Origin of the sequence: Tetragenococcus halophilus (assembly GCF_001712815.1) — a bacterium.
Lineage (GTDB): Bacteria > Bacillota > Bacilli > Lactobacillales > Enterococcaceae > Tetragenococcus > Tetragenococcus halophilus.
Genome location: NZ_CP012047.1, coordinates 1,530,663 through 1,551,362, shown reverse-complemented (window position 1 = coordinate 1,551,362; position 20,700 = coordinate 1,530,663). Strand labels below are relative to the sequence as shown.

Genomic DNA, 20,700 nt, shown 5'->3' with positions numbered 1-20,700 from the left:
GCGAGGTTTTAAACATAATGAAAGTGTTTTAAATAAACATTTTTTGTAAGAAAGCTTTTTTAAAATTTTGTAGTTCTTCCAGCTTTTGTTGATTAAGGTCGTTAATTTCATCAAGACGTTTTAATAAATTTCCAATTTTAAATTGTTCTTGTTCATCAGGATATGGAATAGGCATTTCTTCAAAAACTGAATCTTTAATAGAGAACCTATCTGCCCTCGCGCCTGTATCACCGTTCAATTTCATAAATTTGTACCAATAATTTGTATCAAAAAATTTTTCAAGAAAAGTCAAATCGATATTTTTTGGTCTAAAAACATAATATAGCGGAGACATAATGCCACTTCTATTAAGATTATTACGTTTTATTGGCCCTACAGGAGCAAAAAAAGAAATCCTGGGGTTATAAACAAAATCATCTTGATGTACTATATAGTAATTACCTATATTTTTAGCATTTGAAATTTTTTTATCAAAAAATTCATTTTGAGAGATTATTCCGTATTCAGCTGAATTAGTGAACGTTTCTGTGAATTTCTTATTTTTGTTTTTTCTTCTAACTTTTTCAGATACTTCGTTGAGTTTACGCTGTTCCCATATTTCGTTAAAACTAGTAAACCTTACTTTTGGTTCTTTTTTATCTTGTTGTGGGAATAGATATTGTAACGCCGCCTTTTTAAGTTCTCTTAATTGTTCTAATTTTCGTTGATGAAGAGCGATAAGGTTATTTAGCTGATTAAAAAATTCCCCAATATTTTTCTGTTCTTTAATTTTTGGCATTTTAAAAGGGATTAGAGACAATGTCGGAAATTGTACCCTTTGTTTTTCAAGCAATGAACCAGTTGCATACCTTTTATAAAGATTTAATGCTTGTGTAGTCTGCATCCAAGTATTTATATAATAATCATTAACTAAATCGTTAGAAAACATTGTTACATAATAGCCTGAAACAGCAATAGCTTTACCAGTGTTATTATATCCGATAGCACCTAAAGTCATATTCATTGGATTATATACAAAGTCTCTTGGCATAGCTTTTTTAAATTTATCCTTTTTCTTAATAAGGAAACCTCTTTGGTATCTATCAGTCTTTGGAGTTAATCCATCTTTTATTGTCAAACTCCATAAATCTGTATCAGTTTCTTTTGGATTTATATATTTTGAAGTTTGTTGAAAAATTTCTCCAAGCTTACGCTGTTTCCAATCCATAAAATAGCGCTTTACAGCTAAATAGTAATCAATTAGGTTTTTTTTCGTTTAGTAAAATAAACGAGTACTATAAAAGACGATTTATTTTCATATAACACCTATTGCCCATGCGTTTTTCTATGATAGACTAATAGAAAAACAACGTTTTGAATTTTTACATAATGAATAGAATGATTTATAGCAATTAATGAGGTGAAGGTAGTTGGTACAATTTACAGCAGAACAAGAACTAGAAAATAATTTAATTAAACAATTAATCAGTGGTATATCTCAATGGACATATCGCGATGATTTACATACTGAGGATGAGCTTTGGGAAAATTTTCGTAAGAAATTGGAAGCGAATAATAAAAATGTTTTGAATGGTGTGCCTTTGACAGAACAAGAATTTCGTCAAATACAGAATCAATTACAATTTCCTAATTTCTATGAAGCTGCACGCTGGTTAAGTGGAGAAAATGGGATAGCAAAAGTTCAAGTTCAACGAGAAGACGCGACTTTAGGAACAATTCGTTTACGTGTTATTAATCGTCAGGACGTAGCAGGTGGTTCTTCTTCTTATGAGGTAATTAATCAATTTAAATCAAATAAACGTTCATTAGATGATAATGATCGTCGTTTTGACGTGACACTTTTGATTAACGGTTTGCCTATGATTCATATTGAGTTAAAAAATCGTGCCCATCCGTATATGGATGCCTTTCGTCAAATTCGTAAATATCTAAAAGAAGGAAAGTTCACGGGGATTTATTCTACTTTACAAATGTTTGTGATAACAAATGGGGCAGAGACTCGCTATATTGCTTCGGCAATAGATACAAAACTTAACGAGCAGTTTTTGACTAAATGGGTTGATCATGAAAATAAACCCATTACTGATTACTTAAAATTCGCGCAAGAGGTTTTGTCTATTCCTATGGCACATAAGATGGTTACTCAATATACTGTTATTGATAATAGCCGAAAGTCTTTAATTTTATTACGACCTTATCAAATCCATGCGATTGAAGCGGTAAAACAAGCTTCTATGCAATCAAAATCAGGTTATGTTTGGCATACGACTGGTTCGGGTAAAACATTGACTTCTTATAAGGTAGCTAAAAATCTTTTACAAATTCCTTCTATTCAAAAAACGATATTTATTGTGGATCGACGTGACTTAGACCAACAAACGACAGCCTCATTCTTATCTTATTCAGAAAATGATGTAGTCAATATTGATGAGACTGATAATGTCAATGATTTGATAAAAAAGTTACTTTCTGATGACCGTACAGTTGTTGTGACTACTATCCAGAAATTAAATTATGTGATGAAACGTTTTGCTGATAAAGAAGGTACGAAACGTTATGAGAAAATAACCCAATTAAAATTAGCTTTCGTTGTTGATGAGTGTCATCGCGCTGTCAGTCCACAAAAGAAACGTGAAATTGAGGCGTTCTTCCGTCAATCTTTATGGTATGGTTTCACTGGCACGCCTATTTTCGTTGAAAATAAGAAGAGTGTTTTAGGAGATCTTCCACAAACAACTGAACAGCAATATGGTGAATGTCTACACCAATATACAGTTAAAGAAGCGATTCATGATCAAGCTGTTCTTGGTTTTCAAGTGGAATATAAAGCAACTTTTGCTGAAAATACATTAGATAAAATTATAGAAGAGAGTCACCCACAAAAAAGATTTAATTTGGATGAAATGTTGCTTGAAGAAAGGGAAGAGTTGCTTCCTAAAGATGTTTATGAACGGGAAGACCATATGTTAGAAGTAATTGACTCTATAGTCAATAATTCACGAACGAAGTTGGGCTTTTCTAAGGGAGTTGGACAAACTTACGATGCTATTTTAACGACTAGCTCTATTAACAAGGCACTTAATTACTATGACCTGATTAAAAAAGTAAAAACAGGTGAAACAGATATACGTGTTGAAGAAAAAACAAAGAGAGTTTTACCTGATTTTCCAAAAGTTGCGATTACTTATTCAATTAGTGAAAATGAAGAAAGTTCTAGTAAAGAGCAAGAGAAAATGAAAGAAATTTTACGAGATTACAATGAAGAATTCGGAACAAACTTTACATTAGAAACAATGCGTGCTTATAACCGTAATATTAACGATCGGCTGTCTCGTAAAAAAGAAAAGTATTTAGCCCGTTCAGAACAATTGGATTTAGTGATTGTTGTTGACCGGTTATTAACTGGATTTGATGCCCCTTGTTTATCGACATTATTTATTGATCGCCAACCAATGCAACCACATGATCTAATTCAAGCATTTTCTAGGACGAATCGTCTGTTTGATAAAAATAAAAAATATGGACAAATAGTTACCTTTCAGAAACCGAAAATCTTTGAAGAGGAAGTAAAAAACGCATTAATACTTTATTCAAATGGTGGTGAAACAGAAGTTTTAGCACCTAGTTGGGAAGAAGCTACAGATAATTTTATTGTAGCAATTGAAGAAATGCGTGAAATTGTATCTTCACCTGCAGAGGTAGAAAATTTGAATGAAGCGGAATTAAAGAAGTTTATTAAAGCTTATCAAAAATTAGATAGAGCTTATTCATCTGTTCAGGTATATACAGATTTTACTGAAGACAAAATGGGCACTGTGTTTCCTATCAATGAAGATGAAATAGAAGAGTTTCACGGAAGATATAAAAATGCGTTAGAAGAAATAAAAGAAGATGGTCCGGAGACTGGCGAAGTAGAGCCTATTGATATTTTTTACGAACTAGAGTCAGTCAAAACAGAAGAAATAAACTATGAATATATTTTAAACTTAATTCAAGCGTTTGTTCCAAGTGGTGATGATGAATATGAATTAATCTCCAAAGTAGATCAAAAAGCAATGAATGAAGTGGATCAGTATATAGATCAGTTAGCAAAAAGTAATGAAAAATTAGCTCGATTAATGCGTTATCTATGGAGTAATATTCAACAAGAACCAGAAAACTATCGTGACCAAAACGTATCAAATTTGTTGGAAGATATGATTCAAGGAACAAGCTATGAAGTACAACAAGAATTTTCGGATAAATGGCAAGTAGACGAAGAGGAATTAGCTTACGTTATGGAAAATTATAATCCAAAAAAGAAACATCAAAATGGAGAACAAGAATTACAACGGACAGCTGATTATTCAACTTATAAAGAAAAAGCAGAAGAACCCGTGTCTAAATTGAAATATGGGAAAACGATGCGTAAAGAATTGGATAAGGTAATGAAAGAGGAGATATTGCCTCTTAGAAGACAATAATTGATAGGAATGAAAGTTAATAAGTAAGGTGGAGAAGATTTGGCACTATTTCAGTTGGAAAACAAGCGAGTAAAGCCAATATATGAAAAAACGTTCAAAAAAGAAAAGGATGTACAACAATTAGTTGAAAATAATTTAACTGAGTTAATGAATCTGGACTTTGTTAAGACAGAATTTGCTATTGGAAAGTTTCGTTTAGACACGTTAGCTTATAACAGCGAAACAGCTAGTTTTGTGATCATTGAATACAAAAAGACAAAAAATGAATCATTGGTGGACCAAGGATATACTTATTTAAATATTATGTTGGAACAAAAAGCAGCTTTTGTTCTTGCATTTAATGAAGTATTTCCATATGAGATAAAGGCGATTAAAGACATTGATTGGTCTCAATCAAGAGTAGTTTTTATTTCTCCAGTATTTAGTAGTTATCAAAAGGGTGCAGCTTCCAATCCGCAATTGCCTATTGATTTGATTCAGGTTAAGTCTTTTGAAAAGAATTTAATAGAAATGGAAGAAATAACAAAAACAAATTATATTGCGGATCATAAAAAAGAGAATTTGGAATCTGTGAATAAATTGAATAAGGAAATAAAAGTTTATACAGAAGAAGATTTAATCTCTAAAGGAAACGAGGAGAGTCAAGCACTCTATCACAGTATAAAGCAAGCGATATTAGATTGGGACCCTAATATTCAAGTTACAGCTAATAAACATTATGTTTCTTTTAAAAGAAAAACAAATTTTTGTGATATAGCTATTCAGAAGAAACAAGTAAAAATTTGGTTAAATGCCAAAATGGGGGATTTAGATGATTCACAAAATATATTTCGAGATGTAACGAATATTGGTCACTATGGTAACGGAGATTATGAAGTCAGTATCCAATATGATACAAATGTAGAATATATCTTAAGTGTGATAAAGCAAGCATGGATGAGAGGAAAATGAAATTTTAAATAGTAATGCTAATCGTTAGACAAGGAGGAAGAATTTTAAAATGAAAAAGTGGATAAAAGGGTTATTGTTGGGTACGTTAGGTTTAACATTTCTAGTTGGTTGTAGTTCAAAGGTCTCTGAGGATGAATTAAAAGAAAATAACTGGTCTATTGAACCTGATGAAGAAGATGTACCCAATATGATCGCATCTTTTTCTGATCATGTGATGACGTTAAAAGTCGATGTTGACAGCATGGAATCAACGGCTACTGATGAATGGGAACAAATGGGTGAAGATTTTGCTAAAGAATTAGCTAGTGAGATGGATTTTAAATTTGAATATACATTAGATGGTGATCAAATTACGCTTCAAGATACAGAAAATGAAGACGAAAGTAATACGTTTGATGTCTCTGAGGAAGATGATAATATTACTTTTACGCCAGCGGATGACTCAGATGAAGATGTTGAAACGATAACATTGCAACCGAGGGAAAACGAAGGAGACTAAGTACAATTCTTTCAAAAGTATAAAGTATATTTTATCTTTGTTAGCTTGATAATAATAAGCCTATAGACTTTGTTTCAAAATCTGAACTTTGTCTATAGGCTTATTTTTTAAATCTCGTGATGTGAAGGGATATAAACCGAAGTTATTCATCCCTAGCTTTCACGTAATCAATAAAACGAGTAATTTCAATTAATTGTTCATCGCTAATATCTTCCCAAAGATGAGCAGTAATTTCAGATTTAGCCTTATTTTCAGAGATATCATCAAAATAGGCTAGTGAAACACCTAGTGCATTTGCCAGAACTTTTATGGTGTGAAAATTAGGGTTTTGAGATTCACCATTTTCTAAGCGTGAAATTTGGGAACCTTTAAGACCAGCTTTTAACGCTAATTGATTTACACCTAAATTTTTAATTTGTCTTAAATATTTTAACTGTTCACCTAATTGCATAGTTTTCTTTCCTTTTTCTTTAACAATATCGCCTGTTGTCAACAAAAGCAAAATGAAATAAGAAAAACTATTGCAATAAAACAATAAAAAGTATATAATATTGTTATATTGCAATGAGAGGTGCTTTATGAAAATTGTATTGGATAAAAGTACACTAATCAATTATATGAATCAGTATAATGATAATGTGTATTCATTGGCAAGTCGTATGAATGTTTCTCCATCAACTATCTATCGTATTTTGAAAAGTGAACGTAATGTAGGAAGTAATTTAATAGTTAAATTATTGAAAGCGTTTAATTTGGCTGAGAAGGATTTTGACAAGTTTTTCCGTTTTATAAGTTCATATTAGTTAGATAGTACTGGAAACATAGTTTTTTTAAAACATATTACTTAATAAGAGGGGAGTAACAAAGGCTGGCTTAACCCAAATTTTCATCAATTTGGTTAAGCCAGCCTTTTTGTTGTGTTCATTTTTATAAGCGAGGAGGTGAGAAAGAGTGATAGGAATCTTAATACTTACGCATGGTGAATTAGCTAACGGCTTTTTATCTGCTTTAAAATTAATTTCAGGAAATGAAAGACAAATTGAAGGTATAGGGCTTTTCCATGAGACTGATATCGAAGAGTATAAGGAGGCTGTGACAGAAAAAATAAAAGATATGGACCAAGGAGAAGGAATATTAGTCTTTTGCGATATTTTTGGAGCTAGCCCTTACAATGTAACAGCTCAAAATTTTAAAAATTTAAAGGATGTAGTTCATTACAGAGCTGTGACTGGTGTTAGTTTACCAATGATTATAGAAGCTGTTTATTGTAGGAAAAATATGGCATTAGATGTACTTGCCCAACATGTACAACAAATGGGTAAAGACGGTATAAAAGAGTTATTCGATACAATAAAAAGGAGTGAGACTAATGAGTGAAATTGTGTTGACAAGAATTGATGATCGTTTGATACATGGCCAAGTAATGACGGCTTGGGTACACGAAACAAAAGGTAGTGAAATAATTATAGTTGATGACGAAGTGGCGCAGGATGATTTCTTAAAAATGATAATTAACTCTTCTGCTCCTAAAGGCATTACTGTAGAAATATTTAGCCAGGTTGAAGCTGTTAATTTTTTTAATAAAAGTGAAAGTAACGAAAATAATATAATAATTTTGGCAAAAACTCCTCAGGTTATAGAATATTTGATTAGTCAGAACATAAAGATCGATTCAGTTAATGTCGGAGGGATGGGAGCTAGAAAAGATCGATTTAAATTATTCCGAAATATATCTGTTAACGAGGAAGAAGTGAATAGTTTTAAAAATATCCTTAATGAGAATGTAGATGTTTTTGTTCAGGTGACCCCTGATCAGAAAAAAACCAATATAAAAAATTATCTGTGAGGTGAGAAAAGATGGACATTAATATTTTACAAGCAATATTAATAGGTATTATATATTTTTTGAGTGTAAATGGGACTCCATGGCTCACGGTGCTAGGTAGTACAGTTTTAGCTCGACCTATTATTTGTGGTACCTTGGTTGGATTAGTATTAGGCGATCCAGTGCAAGGATGTATTATAGGTTCTTCAATTAGTCTACCATATTTAGCTTATATATCTGCTGGGGGGTCTCTTCCGATGGACCCGGGGCTAGCAGGAACACTAGGAACAGCTTTGGCTATGGCGGCAAGTGCTTCTCCGGAAGTAGCTGTTTCATTAGCAGTTCCTATTGGTTTATTAGGAACAGTTATTTGGATTGCACATATGACCGTAGATATTTCTTTTCAACATATGATCGATAAAAATGCTACAAAAGGCAATGATAAACAAATTGAGCGCCTTCATATGTATGCTCCTCAAATATTTTTATTTATTATAACAGTAGTTCCAGTTTTCGTTGTTACTTATTTTGGTTCAGGATTAGTCACGAACATATTAGATGCTTTAGAAGGAACTCCTTTACATGCTCTAGAAGTTATTGGAGGCGTGTTGCCTGCACTAGGTATTGCCATGATACTAAAATCTGTTATGAACAAAGAAACAGCAGTATTTTACTTTTTAGGTTTTATATTGGCAGTATATATGGAACTACCCATTATTGCAGTTTCCATTATTGGCTTTATTATTGCCTTTATCTACACTCAACTATTATTTAAAGATAGTTCTGAAGCGTAAAATTAGTTAATGTTTTTTAATAATAAATCAAATAGTGAAAATTTATAGATACTCTTGAATTTATTTGAAAAAGTCTAAATAAGAGAAGAGGAGGATTTAGTTTAATGGAAAATAACAAGGAAAAAAAGCTTACAAAAAAGCAAATAAAAAAGAGTTTTTGGCGTTGGACCTTTTTTTCGCATTCTAATTATAATTATGAAAGGATGCAAGCTTCTGGCTTTTTACATGCTATGTTACCTGTTTTAAATGACCTTTATGAAGATGAAAGTGAAGATTTAAAAGCAAGTTATACCCGTCATTTAGAATTTTTTAACACAGAGCCGCATTTTGGAGGGATCATTGGTGGTTTGACTATTGCAATGGAAGAACAAAAAGCAAATGGTGCTCCTATTACTGGTGATGCTATAAATTCCATAAAAACTGGACTTATGGGACCACTAGCAGGAATTGGAGATACCTTATGGCAAGGCACTTTAGTTCCAATCCTTTTATCAATTGCAATCAGTATCGGAGCTGAAGGTAACTTATTTGGCCCTATTTTTTATACAATTGCTATGTTTGTAATCATGCTGGGAATTGCCTATAACTTATGGTTACAAGGCTATAACTATGGGAAAGAAGGCATCCAAAAATTAATGGGTGGTGATTTGCTAAAAAAAGTCATGCTTGGTGCAAAAATTATGGGAGCTGTGGTTATTGGTGCACTAACAGCGAATTATGTTGAATTAAGTACTGACTTTGTATTTAGCTACGGGGATTTAGAATTAGATATTCAGGAAGATATTTTAGACCAATTGTTACAAGGAATGTTGCCATTAGCGGTTACTATGTTGTCGTTATATTTGTTGAATAAAAAAATAAAATCTACTAGCGTTTTACTAGTTCTTATCGTTATTTCAGCAGTAGGAGCAATTTTAGGCGTTTTTTAAAAAGACAAACTATATTGAATGAAATTATATGTTCCTATCTAAAACTTGAAAGTCCAAAATCATTATAAATTAACTGGTATTTCAATCTTTTTACTTGTGAAATTTTATTAATGACTCCATATACCTTTATTTTCTGATAAATTTTTTGCAGCTTTTTAAATAAAGCATATATAAAACGCAAAGATAGACCATTTAATCAAAAAAATGTTTCAGCCATTTAGGAAAACTTCTGATTGTTATAAGTAAAGGCTATCTTCATGACGAAATTATAGCTGTCAATGGTCATATATTTGAATTCGGAACAATAGTAACTGAATTACCGATATATAAGGTCTTATTTCGTGAGGACTTTAGGAATACTTTCTTATCTTTTGTTTCAAAATCAACTTAAGTGGACAGACTAGAAGATTCTTTTAACTTAAAAATAGCGGCATATCAAGGGCTAATAATAAAAAAGAGCCTTTCAAGTTTTAGCTAATATTTTAATAAATAAATTTGAAAAGAGTGAAACATATATGAAATTACAATTAGCGCTGGATGATCTAAACTTGTTCGACGCTATAAACTTAGGACAAGAAGTAAGAGACTATGTTGATATTTTTGAAATTGGAACTCCCTTTATTCTTAAAGAAGGAACGGATGCTATTCGAGAGTTCAGAAAATATTTTCCAGAAAAAGAAATTTTAGCAGATACAAAAATCGTGGATGCTGGGAAGTATGAATCACAATTGGCATTTGAAGCAGGCGCTGATTATTGTACGGTTATTGCTATAACAGACGATTTAACAATTGCTGCTTGTTTAGAAGCTTGTAAGGAATACGAAAAGCATGTATTTGTAGATACAATAAACACACCGAACCTTGATACACGTGTTGCAACTTTAGAAAATATGAATGTAGATAGGATTAGTGTTCATGTTGGCGTTGATGAACAAACGCTTGGTAGAACACCACTAGATGAATTGCGACAAGTCAAAAGGATAGCCAATTGCTCCACAATTTCAGTAGCAGGTGGAATTGATGTTGAGACAATTGACAAATATATTGCTGAGGAACCAGAAATTGTAATTGTTGGAAGCGGAATCACTAACGCAGCTTCTCCTGTTGGAGCAGCAAAAACTATATTTAATAAAATTCACAAAAAATAATAAAACTAGGAGAATGTTAAATGCCATCAGAAAGATTACAAGAAATTGTTTCCGAAATTTCTGAGCACAGTAAGGAGATAGACAGTCAATCGATCGAAAAAGTTGCTAAAATGTGTTGTGAAGCTAATCGTATATTTGTTGCTGGAACTGGAAGGTCAGGTTTTGCAGCTAGAGGTTTTGCTAATCGACTTATGCAGCTTGGCTTCAATGCTTATTTTGTTGGGGAAACGACAACCACTTCTATCGCAACAGGCGATTTATTAGTTATTGGATCAGGATCAGGTAAAACAAATAGTTTATCAATTGATGCTAGTGTAGCTAAAAAACTGGGCGCTAAACTAGTTACATTAACTATTTATCCTGAAGCAAGTATTGGAAAGCAAGCAGATTCAATTATTGTTATTCCTGGAGAGACGCCAAAAGATGATGACTCAGGGTCTAAAAATTCTGTGACATCTATGCAACCCATGGGAACTCTTTTTGAACAATTAAGTTGGTTGACTTATGATGCATTAGTCTCAGAATTAATGGAAATAACTGGCAAAACAGAAAAGTCTATGTTTCTTCGTCATGCGAATTTAGAATAGATTAAATCATTTACGATTGACTAAATGTCAATAAAGCAGTCATAAAAAATAGTCAACTACGTTAATGGCACTATAAGTTTATTATTAAAAAATATAAAAAAGTGGAGAAAGGGGATTAAAGATGACACTGGATAAGTTTATTTCTCCGTCTATTATGGTTCCTAAGATTTATGAATATGCTGAATATATAAAATTGTTTGACAGATATAATCTTTCTGTTATCCATTTTGACGTAATGGATGGACACTTCGTACCCAATATTATGTTAGGTTCTTCGGTTTTTGATGATTTAAAAGTGATGACCAATATCCCTTTAGATATTCATTTAATGGTCACTCAACCAGAGAACTATATTCCTATGTTTAATGTAACAAAAGGTGACTGGATTAGTTTTCATCCAGAAACTACTAACCACCCTTACAGGTTATTACAAACGATAAAAGAATTAGGGTGTAGAGCTGGTTTAGTGATTAGTCCTGGCACTCCAATTTCCTATGTAGAAGAATCTATTGATCAATTAGATTATATAACACTAATGACAGTGAACCCTGGATTTGCAGGGCAAACTTTGGTACCAAACACTTTCAATAAGATTAGAAGAATCCGAAAACTATTAGACTCGTATGAAACTGAGATTGACCTAGTAGTTGACGGAAATACAACGCCGGAAAATAGTATTAATATGGCTAAAAGTGGCGCGAATGGTTTTGTTGTGGGGAGTGCTTCAAATATCCTTAAAAGCCCTAGTACTTTTGGTAAATTTTATGAAGAATACATGGCTAATTTTAAGTAAACAAATAACACGGCACAATGTTTTTTTGAAAACATGTTGAATATCTTATAAACAAATACTTTTTAGAAAGGTGGTTTTTCTAGATATGAAAAAAGCATTGATTTTTGGCGCAGGTAAAATTGGCCAAGGCTTTATTGGAGACCTTTTGCATGACAATGGTTATGAAATTACTTTTGCTGATGTTTCGGATAAAGTAGTTGAGGAAATTGACAAAAATAATAGTTATAATTTGTTTTTGACAAACCATAATTATGAAGAAAAGATTATTGACAATGTTTCTGCTCTTTCTTTGATAAAAAATCAAGAAGAAATAATTGAACTTGTTACAGAAGTAGATATAATTACGACCTCTGTACTGAAAGCAAATTTAACAGGAGTTGCACCTGTTCTGGCTAAAGGTTTAAAGAAAAGGTTGGAAAAAGGACGAAATAAAGTGATCGTCATGGCTTGCGAGAACGCTATTTTAGCCACTGATACTCTAGTAAATCTTATGATTGATACAAGAATTGTTACAATGAATGAACTTGACAAAATCGGTACTTATCCTAATACAGGTGTTGATAGATTCGTATTTGGTGGTGTCTATAACGGGAAAGAAGGTACTGCAGTAAGTGATTCGCATGAGCTTGCAATTGAACGTCAAAAGTTAGATGACCTTGATAGCGAACCTATTAAAGGCGCAAAATACGTAGACAACTTAGAAGCAGTACTTAAAAGAAAAATATATTTAGTAAACTGCTGGCTTGCTATAACTAGTTATATTGGCTATGTACATGGATATAAAATGGTTAACGATGCACTTCGTGATCAAGATATTCAGACAATAGTAAAAAAAGCAGTACATGAGTCTGCAGCTGGGTTGGAAAAGAAGTTTAATTTCTCTCATGAAGAAATGTCTGATTATATTAATGAAATGATTATAAAACGCTATGACGATTATAACCAAACTGGAATTGAAGATCCAATTGCAAGAGTTGCCCGTCAGCCCATTCGAAAGTTATCATCTGACGATAGAATAATGGGTCCTGCGTATATTGCTTCTGAATATAATTTACCAAATAATTATCTACTATATGGAGCTGCTCATGCTTTTAAATACGATAATGCTGACGATGAAGAAGCTGTAAAGATGCAAAATTATATTCAAAAAAATGGAATTGAAAACACTATCGAAAATATTTCAGGTCTTGAAATTGGTTCCGATATGTTTAACATAGTTTTAGAGTGTTATAACAATATTTAAAAATGCAATATATAAGTATACAAAAATCAACAAAAAAGCCCTCAAGTGAGAGAGCTTTTTTAGCTTTTCTTATTTTCATATTCAAACTTCTAGAATAAAAATCGTTATACTAAATTACTAAAAAATTGCTAGCGGACAGAGAATAAACGTTTTCCCAATATACGTCCCGCAAACGAAACAAAGATAACTGTCAATAATTTATCTAAATAATCTGTAGCAACTTGAACTAGAAATACAGAAAGAGCTTGATTCATTCCTATACCGGTTAATAATTGAACCACGATACTTGAACCTGAGGAAGTGATACCGTTAAATAATATAACAGTGATAATGGTTGAAAGAATGGTTCCTGGTAAAGAAATGGCTAGAGCTAACCACCAGCTATTTTTTATTTGCGTTGTTTGTTTTCGTTTATATAATAGGCCAGCAATTAGACCGATAACTAGTTGTACGGGCATAAAAAATAAAGAGAAGACATCTGTAGTTACGCCCATAAGTACGCCAGTTGCTCCTCCGACAATCATTCCAGCGAGCGGGCCTAAAAAGCTAGCGGCGAGAATGGTACCTACAGCATCTAAATAAATTGGTACTCTTAACATTAAGATAAAATTACTACAAACAATATTTAAAACGATACAGATTGCCATAAGAACAACGGATCGGGTCTTGTTTTTTCTCATAATTTTCCCTCCAATAACTGAGGAAGAATTTGAGCAAGCTTGGTTTCTTCTGCTTTACAAACTCGTGTTAAAAATATGTGCCAAAAAATGGCTGGATCGACCTCGGTCAAAAGGTAGCAATTATTGGGTAACTGCCAAAAGTTGTGATCATCTACGATCGATTGTCCGCGGCCGAGCCCCAATGTTGCTACTTCCACATGACTATTAAAACCTTGAGCAAGTGTTGAATCGAGCAAATAAGCAACAGTTAGAGGATCGTTGATTACGCAACCTAAAACTTTTTCATGTTCCCAGTGATAATCAAAATAAAACCGAGAAATTTGCTGAATAAAAGAATAAATTTGTTTGTTCGTATGTTTCATATATTCTAGAATTGTGGGGGTTAAGACAATTTTTCTAGTGACATCCAGTCCGACCATTTCAATTGGAACCGGGAATTCTTGTTCAAAAACAAATTTTGCCGCATCGGGATCACACCAAAAATTATATTCAGCCACAGGTGAACAATTCCCATGTGAGCGGTAATTGCCCCCCATTACAACAAAACGTGAGACTTGGTCAAAACAACTAGGATCTTCGTTTAAAGCAAGGGCAATATTTGTAAGAGGACCTAAAGCCAACACTATCGTTTCGGGATTTTGGTGGAGGGTCTCTTTTATAAAAAACACTGCGTTTTCTTGAGGGGAAGCCGATGAGACAGATGGGATTTGACTATTACCTAAACCATCTTCACCATGGGTGTCTTGCGCACTTTCAAAGGGAACTTTTAGCGGTTTTTCAGCGCCAATATATACTGGAATATCCAAACGATTGACCAGTTGCAAAACTTTTAATGCATTTTGTGCGCCAATACTTGCTGGCACATTACCGCTGACAATAGTGATGCCAAGTACGTTCAATTCTTTTGACTGTAAAGCCAGGAGTAATGCTAAGCTATCATCTATTCCTGGATCACAGTCAATAATAATATTTTTCTTTGTATTCACTTTCCTACCTCCTTGTGAAGTTCTTGGTTTTTTATTCTGGGAAGTTTGCGAACCAGTCCAAGCACTCTATGCTTGATTTTATGAATACTTATTTAGTATACAACATAGAAGGAATAATGTAAGTAGATGTATAGGAATTCTGAGTAATATTTATTGATGAAACAAAGGGAAAAAGCCTTTTTTGGTAGCATTATTGCAATTTAATTCATTTGAAATTAAATACTCTTGCTTTTGTATGTTCTTTGCCCTATTGTAAAAATAAGAAAGCATAGGGGAGGAGCTCACTTTGTATGGGAAATAATAATTTTACCGAAAAAGATTGGAAGCTTTTTAGAAAGAGAATTGGTGGTTGGCAAGAAGCATACATGGATAAACTCAATAGATCATATATCTATTTATTAAGCGAAGATAAAGAACCATCCGAGAAATTTTGGAATTTATCTAAAAGAATAACAGAGGATAAGAAAAGAACTGGCTTCCAATTAGAAATGAGCCGTTCAAAGTTAATAATGAATATTGTTTCACTTATCATGGATGAAGTGATCAGTTTTGAGGACCTTGAAGAGTTTAGCGGCGAACTGCAAGAAACAATAAAACAAATACTCAGTATAAGAAAGAGTAGCAGTTAGGCCATATCTAACTGCTACTCTTAATATAATTACGTAAAAGGCATCTCTTACGTCCGCTTGTCCAAAAACCGCAACAACACAGTGGCGACACCTGCTGTGGCGAGCCCTGCGACTATGGCTTCTGGAACACCTTGAGCAAAAATGATCGAAAGGATAGCGACGTAAACAGCATTCCCTGCTTCGCCGATGATTTGTGCGTATTCTGTTTGAAACAGAAAGTAAACCATATTCATTACAACAACGGTATTTACAATGCCGCCTAATAAGCCAGCGATGAAAAGTCCTAAGCCTGCTTTACGATTTTTCATTCGCTTTTCAAACCAACGGTAGAAATAATAAGGGACGATGCCGATTAAGATTCGTGGAATAAATGTGATCAATAATGCTTTCCAACTGCCATATCCGCTTTCACCAAAAGGAGCAATAAAAGGAGAGAAGATAAAAGACATCGGGGTTACAATAATTGTCGAACGAATCATACTAATTAAACCGAAACTAGCTCCTAAGAAAGCTCCTAAGCGTGGGCCTAAAACGATCGAAGCGATAATTACAGGGATATGTAAGGTCGTCGCGTTGATAGGTCCAATAGGAATGAAGCCAAGAAAAGGAACGGTGGCTAGTAATAACAAAATCGCTAGGAAGAATGCGGTTAAAACTAGCCGAAAAGTCTTTTGTTTTTGCTGCATAGGGTCTTAAGCCTCCTCGCCCTCAAGTGTATTCACCACTTTTTCTATAATTGTATCAGCGGTAGCTAATGCACCAGAACCAAAGTCACCGCAAGCTAACAATGATTCACGTGGTTGAATTTCTTTATAACCAATTTCTTTTAATGTTTGTAAATTTCTTTGGACGATAGGATGATCGTACATATTAGTGTTCATTGCCGGAGCGATTAATTTTGCTCGATCACTAGGCAAAGCAAGGGCTAGGGTACTGATTAAGTCATCGGCAATACCATTTGCTAATTTCCCTATAATATTAGCCGTTGCGGGAGCAACTAAAAACAAATCAGCTGGCTTGGTCAATTCGATATGGTTAATCTTACTAGGATTCGGTTCATCCATAACGTCAGTATGTACTCTGCGTTTTGTTAAAGACTGTAAGGTCAGCGGCGTAATAAATTCCAGACTGCTTTTTGACATCAGGACATCTACTGTATAGCCTTTTTTTGTTAATTCGTTTGCAATATCAGCTGATTTATAAGCAGAGATACTGCCAGTAACTGCTAATAGAATATGTTTTCCCATTTTTTTGCCTCCTATAAAATTAACGATGATGTTTCATCACTGTTTGTGCGATTAGTTGTGCAATTCCTTCTTTATTTTGTTCTTCTCCAACGATTTCTCCATCTTTATTAATAAGGTAGCCCGGATGTTGGTTATTCTTAATTTTTGCTAGATCGTTAGCTAAAATATAATCTGCTTGGCTAGCTGCAAGGCTTTGTTTGGCTGTTGTCAGTAATGTTTGTTTAGAAACATCGACGAGTAATTTAAACCCAATCAGTAGTGTTCCAGCTTGGATCTTTTTAATTTTTTGGATAACTTTAGGCGTTTTTTGCAAAACCAAATAGAGCTGATCAGTATTAGAAGAAATTTTATTTTCATTCGTTTTTTCTCCTAGACTTAAAGATGCAAGATCATCTTTGTCTAAAGGTCCATTTTTTTCTTGAAATAGCTGATTGATTGCCTCTAAAAAGGCTTCTTGGGAGTAGCTTTGGCTAGGTGCAAAATCGCTAACTGCCATACTGTGAATAACGGCATCATAAGAAAATTTCTGCAACAATTCTTGTAATTGATCGGCTAAATCCTGCGTTCCTGCAATTTCATAAAGATTTAGCTGTTGATTTTCTGTTGGATGTTTGGCCTGTGTTGTGGTGACGTAATCGACAGTGATTTGATTTTTTAAAAATTCTTCTGCTAAAAAACAACCTAATCGCCCGGTAGAATGATTTGTAATGGAGCGCACATCATCGATCTTTTCTGAAGTGCCGCCAGCTGTAATTAATACTTTCATTTATTTCCTCCTATATCGACAATGGTACGACCTATATGGCTACCATTTAGTAAGGATTCGATTGTTTCATCCAAGTCGGTTAAAGCAACTTCGTGATAAGTCTGTTTTTCTAACACGTTTTTATTTTCAGCTAAAAATTGCCAAACTTGCTTTCTTTTTTCCATTTCCACATAAACAGAATCGATGCCAATCATCTTGATACTACGTAAGATAAAGGGTAGAACAGTTGTTTTCAAAGCTATACCGCTAGCGTTTCCGCAAAGAACAGCACAACCATTGTATTGGATAAGAGGAAGCAGGCTTGCTAAGATATCGCCACCTACTGTATCAATGATAGCTGCAAATTTTTGCTTAGCTAAAGGACGTTTCTTTTCTGGTAGGATTTCTTCTGGCGTATTAATAGCCCTAGCTCCAAGATTTGTTAACCAATCGGTCTGTGTTTTTTTCGATGAAAGAGCTGTGATATTACTATAACCTAATTGCTGTAAAAGTGAAATTGCGGTACTGGAGACGCCGCCTGTTGCTCCGGTTACAAGTATAGGGGCATCTTTTGCGTTAATTTCTTGATCTACAGCTTGGACTGCTAAAGCTGCTGTAAAGCCGGCTGTGCCAAACATCATCGCTTCTTTACTATTTAATTTTTCGGGAATTTCGACTAACCACTCAGCGGGTACATCTTGAATTTGGCTAAAGCCACCGTCTAAATCTGTTCCTAGACCGTAACCTGTGACCAAAACTTTTTGACCAATATCCCAGTTTTCGGCATTTGTTTCAAGAATAGTTCCGGCTAGATCAATCCCGGCAATTTTGGGATAATCTGTAACAACGCCACCATTTTTGCTAGCTGCAAGAGCGTCTTTGTAATTAATATCAGAAAACTCTACTTGAACGCGAACATAATCTTTCTTTAATTTTTCATTTTGTTTTTTGACAATCCCACGTGAAAATACATTTTCTGTTTGTGTGACTTCAAAAGCTAAAAAATCTTCCATGCTTATCCTTCCTTTGCCAATCATATTTTATGTAATTTTTTACTAATTTTTATATAGTATTATCATAACATATTTTCTAATTTTGCTGATAATATTTAGAGCTCAGTCGCTAGTAAAAGAAATGATACAAAAGGTAAAAATTAAAAATAGTATTTATATTATCTAAAGGAGCTAAACTCTGGTAAGATAAAAGCAGGTTAATATATTTTTATTTTGATGAAAAAAGGGGAGAAGTTGCATGAAAGTAGAGCATATCGCTATTTGGGTAGAAGATATTGAAAAAATGAAAGCGTTTTATCAGAAATATTTTAATGTTGGCAGTACGGAACTATACCATAATCAAAAAACGGACTTTCGTTCTTATTTTTTAACTTTTGAAGAGGGTAGTCGAATTGAGTTAACAACAAAGCAGCACTTATCAAATCGTGTAGCAGATAGTTTAGGCTATTCACATATTGCACTTGCAGTAGGTGATAAAAGCGCAGTGGATGATTTTGCTGAAAGATTTGTCAAAGATGGCTATCCACTTTTAAATGGACCACGAACCACAGGAGATGGTTACTATGAAGCTGTTATTCAAGATCCCGAAGGAAATTTGATCGAACTAACGTCAGATTGATTTTGTGATAACTTTTTATACTATATTGAAATAAAAAAAAGAGGACAACTTTTTGCTGTCCTCTTTTTGCTGTAAATCACTACGATTCAGCGACCAAAGGGAGCTGAGAGAAGATCCTTCAAGGCCTTAGCGACTTGTCGCTTAGACCTTGATGAGATCGAAGCGAAAGCGAAGAGATGAACAGTACTAGGGCGAGCGAAAGCGAGGCGTAGTGTCTTCTATCTTCGAATCACTACGATTCAGCGACCAAGGGGAGTTGAGAGTAGCTCCTTCAAGACCTTAGTAACTTGTTGCTTAGACCTTGATGAGATCGAAGTGTAAGCGAAGTGATGAACAGTACTAGGGCGACCGTAGTGTCCGAAGTATTTATAATAAATTCTTTAGTGGTGTATGTTCAATTGCTAAATCTTCAGCGACGGCCGGATGTACTAGTTGTCCCTTATAGGTATTCACACCACGATATAATGCAGCTTCATTTTGTAGTACTTCTTCAATTGGCGCTGCAACTAGCTTTTTAGCAAAAGGTAGGGTAGAGTTGCTCAAGGCGATAGTAGCTGTTTGCGCTACAGCTCCAGGCATATTAGCAACTGCGTAGTGAGTGACACCTTCTTCAGTGTAAGTCGGGTCATCGTGGGTAGTTGTTCTTGTTTCCGTTTCGAAAATGCCGCCTTGGTCAATCGCAATATCTACAACAACAGAATGGTTTGGCATATCTTTTACCATATCTCTTGTTACTAAAGTGGGCGCCTTACGTCCAGGCAAAAGGACAGCTCCGACAACTAAATCAGCAGTTTTTATTTGTTCACTAATATTGAAACTGTTAGACATTAAGGTTTGAATTTTTCCGTTAAATTCGGTATCTAATTCTTTCAAGCGATCGATGTTAACATCTAAAATTGTTACATTGGCACCCAGTCCGTAAGCGATTTTTGCGGCATTCGTACCAGCAACGCCGCCACCGATGATGACAACATTTCCTTTACGCACGCCCGGTACACCCGCTAAGACGATTCCTTTACCACCTTTAGGGCTTTCCAAAAATTCAGCACCAATTTGGGCTGCCATCCGACCAGCGATTTCACTCATAGGTGAAAGCAAAGGTAGCGTGCCATTGTCTAATTGGACATTTTCATAAGCAATTGAAGTAACATTAGCTTTTTGTAGTGCTTGAGCTACTGGTTTATTTGCTGCTAAGTGTAGATAAGTAAATAAAATGAGTCCTTGGCGGAAATATTGATATTCTTCTTCCAATGGTTCTTTAACTTTCATTACCATATCTTGTGCCCAAACTTCTTCAGGAGTTTCAACGATTGTCGCCCCTACATTTTTATAGGCCTCATCTTTAAAAGCCGAACCATAACCTGCGTTTGTTTCCACTGCAACTTCGTGCCCGCTTTGAACCAGTTCATAAACGCCGGAAGGGGGTAGAGCCACTCGATTTTCATTATTTTTTATTTCTTTCGGTATTCCGATTTTCATAAAAATCACTCCATCTATTAGAATACTTTAATTATACAAAAAAGCCGACGATTATACAAAAATTTTTTTA

The 20,700-nt window shown here is 34.1% G+C and carries 23 protein-coding genes and 1 riboswitch; of the genes, 14 read left to right on the top strand and 9 right to left on the bottom strand.

Annotated features, from left to right (window positions below; all coding sequences use genetic code 11):
* Nucleotides 1-28 precede the first annotated feature (28 nt).
* Nucleotides 29-1,207, bottom strand: coding sequence for a restriction endonuclease subunit S (locus AC806_RS07305; RefSeq protein WP_069029090.1), 1,179 nt, complete (start codon nucleotides 1,205-1,207; stop codon nucleotides 29-31).
* A 202-nt stretch (nucleotides 1,208-1,409) separates the two neighbouring features.
* Between AC806_RS07305 and AC806_RS07300 the strand changes: the two genes are divergently transcribed.
* The 3 genes from AC806_RS07300 to AC806_RS07290 are packed head-to-tail and all read left to right on the top strand — an operon-like array spanning nucleotide 1,410 to nucleotide 5,913.
* The gene (locus AC806_RS07300; protein ID WP_069029089.1) at nucleotides 1,410-4,463 is read left to right on the top strand and encodes a type I restriction endonuclease subunit R; all 3,054 of its coding nucleotides are present in this window, start codon (nucleotides 1,410-1,412) and stop codon (nucleotides 4,461-4,463) included.
* A 39-nt stretch (nucleotides 4,464-4,502) separates the two neighbouring features.
* The gene (locus AC806_RS07295; protein WP_069029088.1) at nucleotides 4,503-5,414 is read left to right on the top strand and encodes a DUF5655 domain-containing protein; all 912 of its coding nucleotides are present in this window, start codon (nucleotides 4,503-4,505) and stop codon (nucleotides 5,412-5,414) included.
* 49 nt (nucleotides 5,415-5,463) lie between these two features.
* Nucleotides 5,464-5,913 (top strand): hypothetical protein, encoded by a 450-nt coding sequence (locus AC806_RS07290; protein WP_069029087.1) that lies wholly within the window; start codon nucleotides 5,464-5,466, stop codon nucleotides 5,911-5,913.
* Between the two features lie 142 nt (nucleotides 5,914-6,055).
* On the opposite strand, the gene AC806_RS07285 is transcribed toward AC806_RS07290, so the two are convergent.
* Nucleotides 6,056-6,364 (bottom strand): helix-turn-helix domain-containing protein, encoded by a 309-nt coding sequence (locus AC806_RS07285; protein WP_069029086.1) that lies wholly within the window; start codon nucleotides 6,362-6,364, stop codon nucleotides 6,056-6,058.
* A 127-nt stretch (nucleotides 6,365-6,491) separates the two neighbouring features.
* On the opposite strand from AC806_RS07285, the gene AC806_RS07280 reads away from it, so the two are divergent.
* The 9 genes from AC806_RS07280 to AC806_RS07240 all read left to right on the top strand — a co-directional run bounded on the left by AC806_RS07280 (nucleotide 6,492) and on the right by AC806_RS07240 (nucleotide 13,232).
* Nucleotides 6,492-6,716 carry a helix-turn-helix domain-containing protein gene (locus AC806_RS07280; RefSeq protein ID WP_069029085.1) on the top strand — a complete coding sequence of 75 codons (225 nt, stop codon included), beginning with the start codon at nucleotides 6,492-6,494 and terminating at the stop codon, nucleotides 6,714-6,716.
* Nucleotides 6,717-6,864: 148 nt separating this feature from the next.
* Nucleotides 6,865-7,290, top strand: coding sequence for a PTS sugar transporter subunit IIA (locus AC806_RS07275; RefSeq protein ID WP_069029084.1), 426 nt, complete (start codon nucleotides 6,865-6,867; stop codon nucleotides 7,288-7,290).
* Nucleotides 7,283-7,759: a PTS sugar transporter subunit IIB gene (locus AC806_RS07270; protein ID WP_069029083.1), complete on the top strand. Its 477-nt coding sequence runs from the start codon at nucleotides 7,283-7,285 to the stop codon at nucleotides 7,757-7,759. The genes AC806_RS07275 and AC806_RS07270 overlap by 8 nt, the downstream gene beginning before the upstream one ends.
* A gap of 11 nt (nucleotides 7,760-7,770) precedes the next feature.
* Nucleotides 7,771-8,532 carry a PTS mannose/fructose/sorbose/N-acetylgalactosamine transporter subunit IIC gene (locus AC806_RS07265; protein WP_069029082.1) on the top strand — a complete coding sequence of 254 codons (762 nt, stop codon included), beginning with the start codon at nucleotides 7,771-7,773 and terminating at the stop codon, nucleotides 8,530-8,532.
* Nucleotides 8,533-8,636: 104 nt separating this feature from the next.
* Nucleotides 8,637-9,461 (top strand): PTS system mannose/fructose/sorbose family transporter subunit IID, encoded by an 825-nt coding sequence (locus AC806_RS07260; protein ID WP_069029081.1) that lies wholly within the window; start codon nucleotides 8,637-8,639, stop codon nucleotides 9,459-9,461.
* Nucleotides 9,462-9,976: 515 nt separating this feature from the next.
* On the top strand, nucleotides 9,977-10,609 hold the full coding sequence (gene hxlA, locus AC806_RS07255; RefSeq protein WP_069029080.1) for a 3-hexulose-6-phosphate synthase: 633 nt from the start codon (nucleotides 9,977-9,979) through the stop codon (nucleotides 10,607-10,609).
* 20 nt (nucleotides 10,610-10,629) lie between these two features.
* The gene (hxlB, locus tag AC806_RS07250) at nucleotides 10,630-11,196 is read left to right on the top strand and encodes a 6-phospho-3-hexuloisomerase (RefSeq protein ID WP_069029079.1); all 567 of its coding nucleotides are present in this window, start codon (nucleotides 10,630-10,632) and stop codon (nucleotides 11,194-11,196) included.
* 121 nt (nucleotides 11,197-11,317) lie between these two features.
* The gene (locus tag AC806_RS07245) at nucleotides 11,318-11,989 is read left to right on the top strand and encodes a ribulose-phosphate 3-epimerase (protein WP_180991188.1); all 672 of its coding nucleotides are present in this window, start codon (nucleotides 11,318-11,320) and stop codon (nucleotides 11,987-11,989) included.
* A gap of 85 nt (nucleotides 11,990-12,074) precedes the next feature.
* Entirely contained in the window at nucleotides 12,075-13,232 is a 1,158-nt protein-coding gene (locus tag AC806_RS07240; RefSeq protein WP_069029078.1) for a mannitol dehydrogenase family protein, read from the top strand.
* A gap of 128 nt (nucleotides 13,233-13,360) precedes the next feature.
* Here AC806_RS07240 and AC806_RS07235 read toward each other — a convergent pair whose 3' ends face one another.
* Nucleotides 13,361-13,912 (bottom strand): ECF transporter S component, encoded by a 552-nt coding sequence (locus AC806_RS07235; protein WP_069029077.1) that lies wholly within the window; start codon nucleotides 13,910-13,912, stop codon nucleotides 13,361-13,363.
* On the bottom strand, nucleotides 13,909-14,898 hold the full coding sequence (locus AC806_RS07230; RefSeq protein ID WP_069029076.1) for a nucleoside hydrolase: 990 nt from the start codon (nucleotides 14,896-14,898) through the stop codon (nucleotides 13,909-13,911). The genes AC806_RS07235 and AC806_RS07230 overlap by 4 nt, the downstream gene beginning before the upstream one ends.
* A gap of 17 nt (nucleotides 14,899-14,915) precedes the next feature.
* Nucleotides 14,916-14,960: riboswitch (PreQ1 riboswitch) on the bottom strand.
* A gap of 228 nt (nucleotides 14,961-15,188) precedes the next feature.
* On the opposite strand from AC806_RS07230, the gene AC806_RS07225 reads away from it, so the two are divergent.
* Nucleotides 15,189-15,527, top strand: coding sequence for a multidrug transporter (locus AC806_RS07225; protein WP_069029075.1), 339 nt, complete (start codon nucleotides 15,189-15,191; stop codon nucleotides 15,525-15,527).
* 47 nt (nucleotides 15,528-15,574) lie between these two features.
* Here the strand turns inward: AC806_RS07225 and AC806_RS07220 are convergent, their stop codons facing one another.
* The 4 genes from AC806_RS07220 to AC806_RS07205 are packed head-to-tail and all read right to left on the bottom strand — an operon-like array spanning nucleotide 15,575 to nucleotide 18,532.
* Nucleotides 15,575-16,213, bottom strand: coding sequence for an ECF transporter S component (locus AC806_RS07220; RefSeq protein ID WP_069029074.1), 639 nt, complete (start codon nucleotides 16,211-16,213; stop codon nucleotides 15,575-15,577).
* Between the two features lie 6 nt (nucleotides 16,214-16,219).
* A complete protein-coding gene (gene coaC, locus AC806_RS07215) occupies nucleotides 16,220-16,774 on the bottom strand; it encodes a phosphopantothenoylcysteine decarboxylase (RefSeq protein ID WP_014125247.1) in 555 nt (184 codons plus the stop codon).
* Between the two features lie 19 nt (nucleotides 16,775-16,793).
* A complete protein-coding gene (gene coaB / locus AC806_RS07210; RefSeq protein WP_014125246.1) occupies nucleotides 16,794-17,540 on the bottom strand; it encodes a phosphopantothenate--cysteine ligase in 747 nt (248 codons plus the stop codon).
* A complete protein-coding gene (locus AC806_RS07205) occupies nucleotides 17,537-18,532 on the bottom strand; it encodes a YhdH/YhfP family quinone oxidoreductase (protein ID WP_069029073.1) in 996 nt (331 codons plus the stop codon). Before AC806_RS07205 ends, coaB begins: the two co-directional genes overlap by 4 nt.
* Before the next feature lie 238 nt (nucleotides 18,533-18,770).
* Between AC806_RS07205 and AC806_RS07200 the strand changes: the two genes are divergently transcribed.
* Nucleotides 18,771-19,151: a VOC family protein gene (locus AC806_RS07200; RefSeq protein WP_069029072.1), complete on the top strand. Its 381-nt coding sequence runs from the start codon at nucleotides 18,771-18,773 to the stop codon at nucleotides 19,149-19,151.
* Nucleotides 19,152-19,517: 366 nt separating this feature from the next.
* Here the strand turns inward: AC806_RS07200 and ald are convergent, their stop codons facing one another.
* Nucleotides 19,518-20,630, bottom strand: a complete 1,113-nt coding sequence (ald, locus tag AC806_RS07195; protein WP_069029071.1) for an alanine dehydrogenase — start codon at nucleotides 20,628-20,630, stop codon at nucleotides 19,518-19,520.
* Nucleotides 20,631-20,700 lie beyond the last annotated feature (70 nt).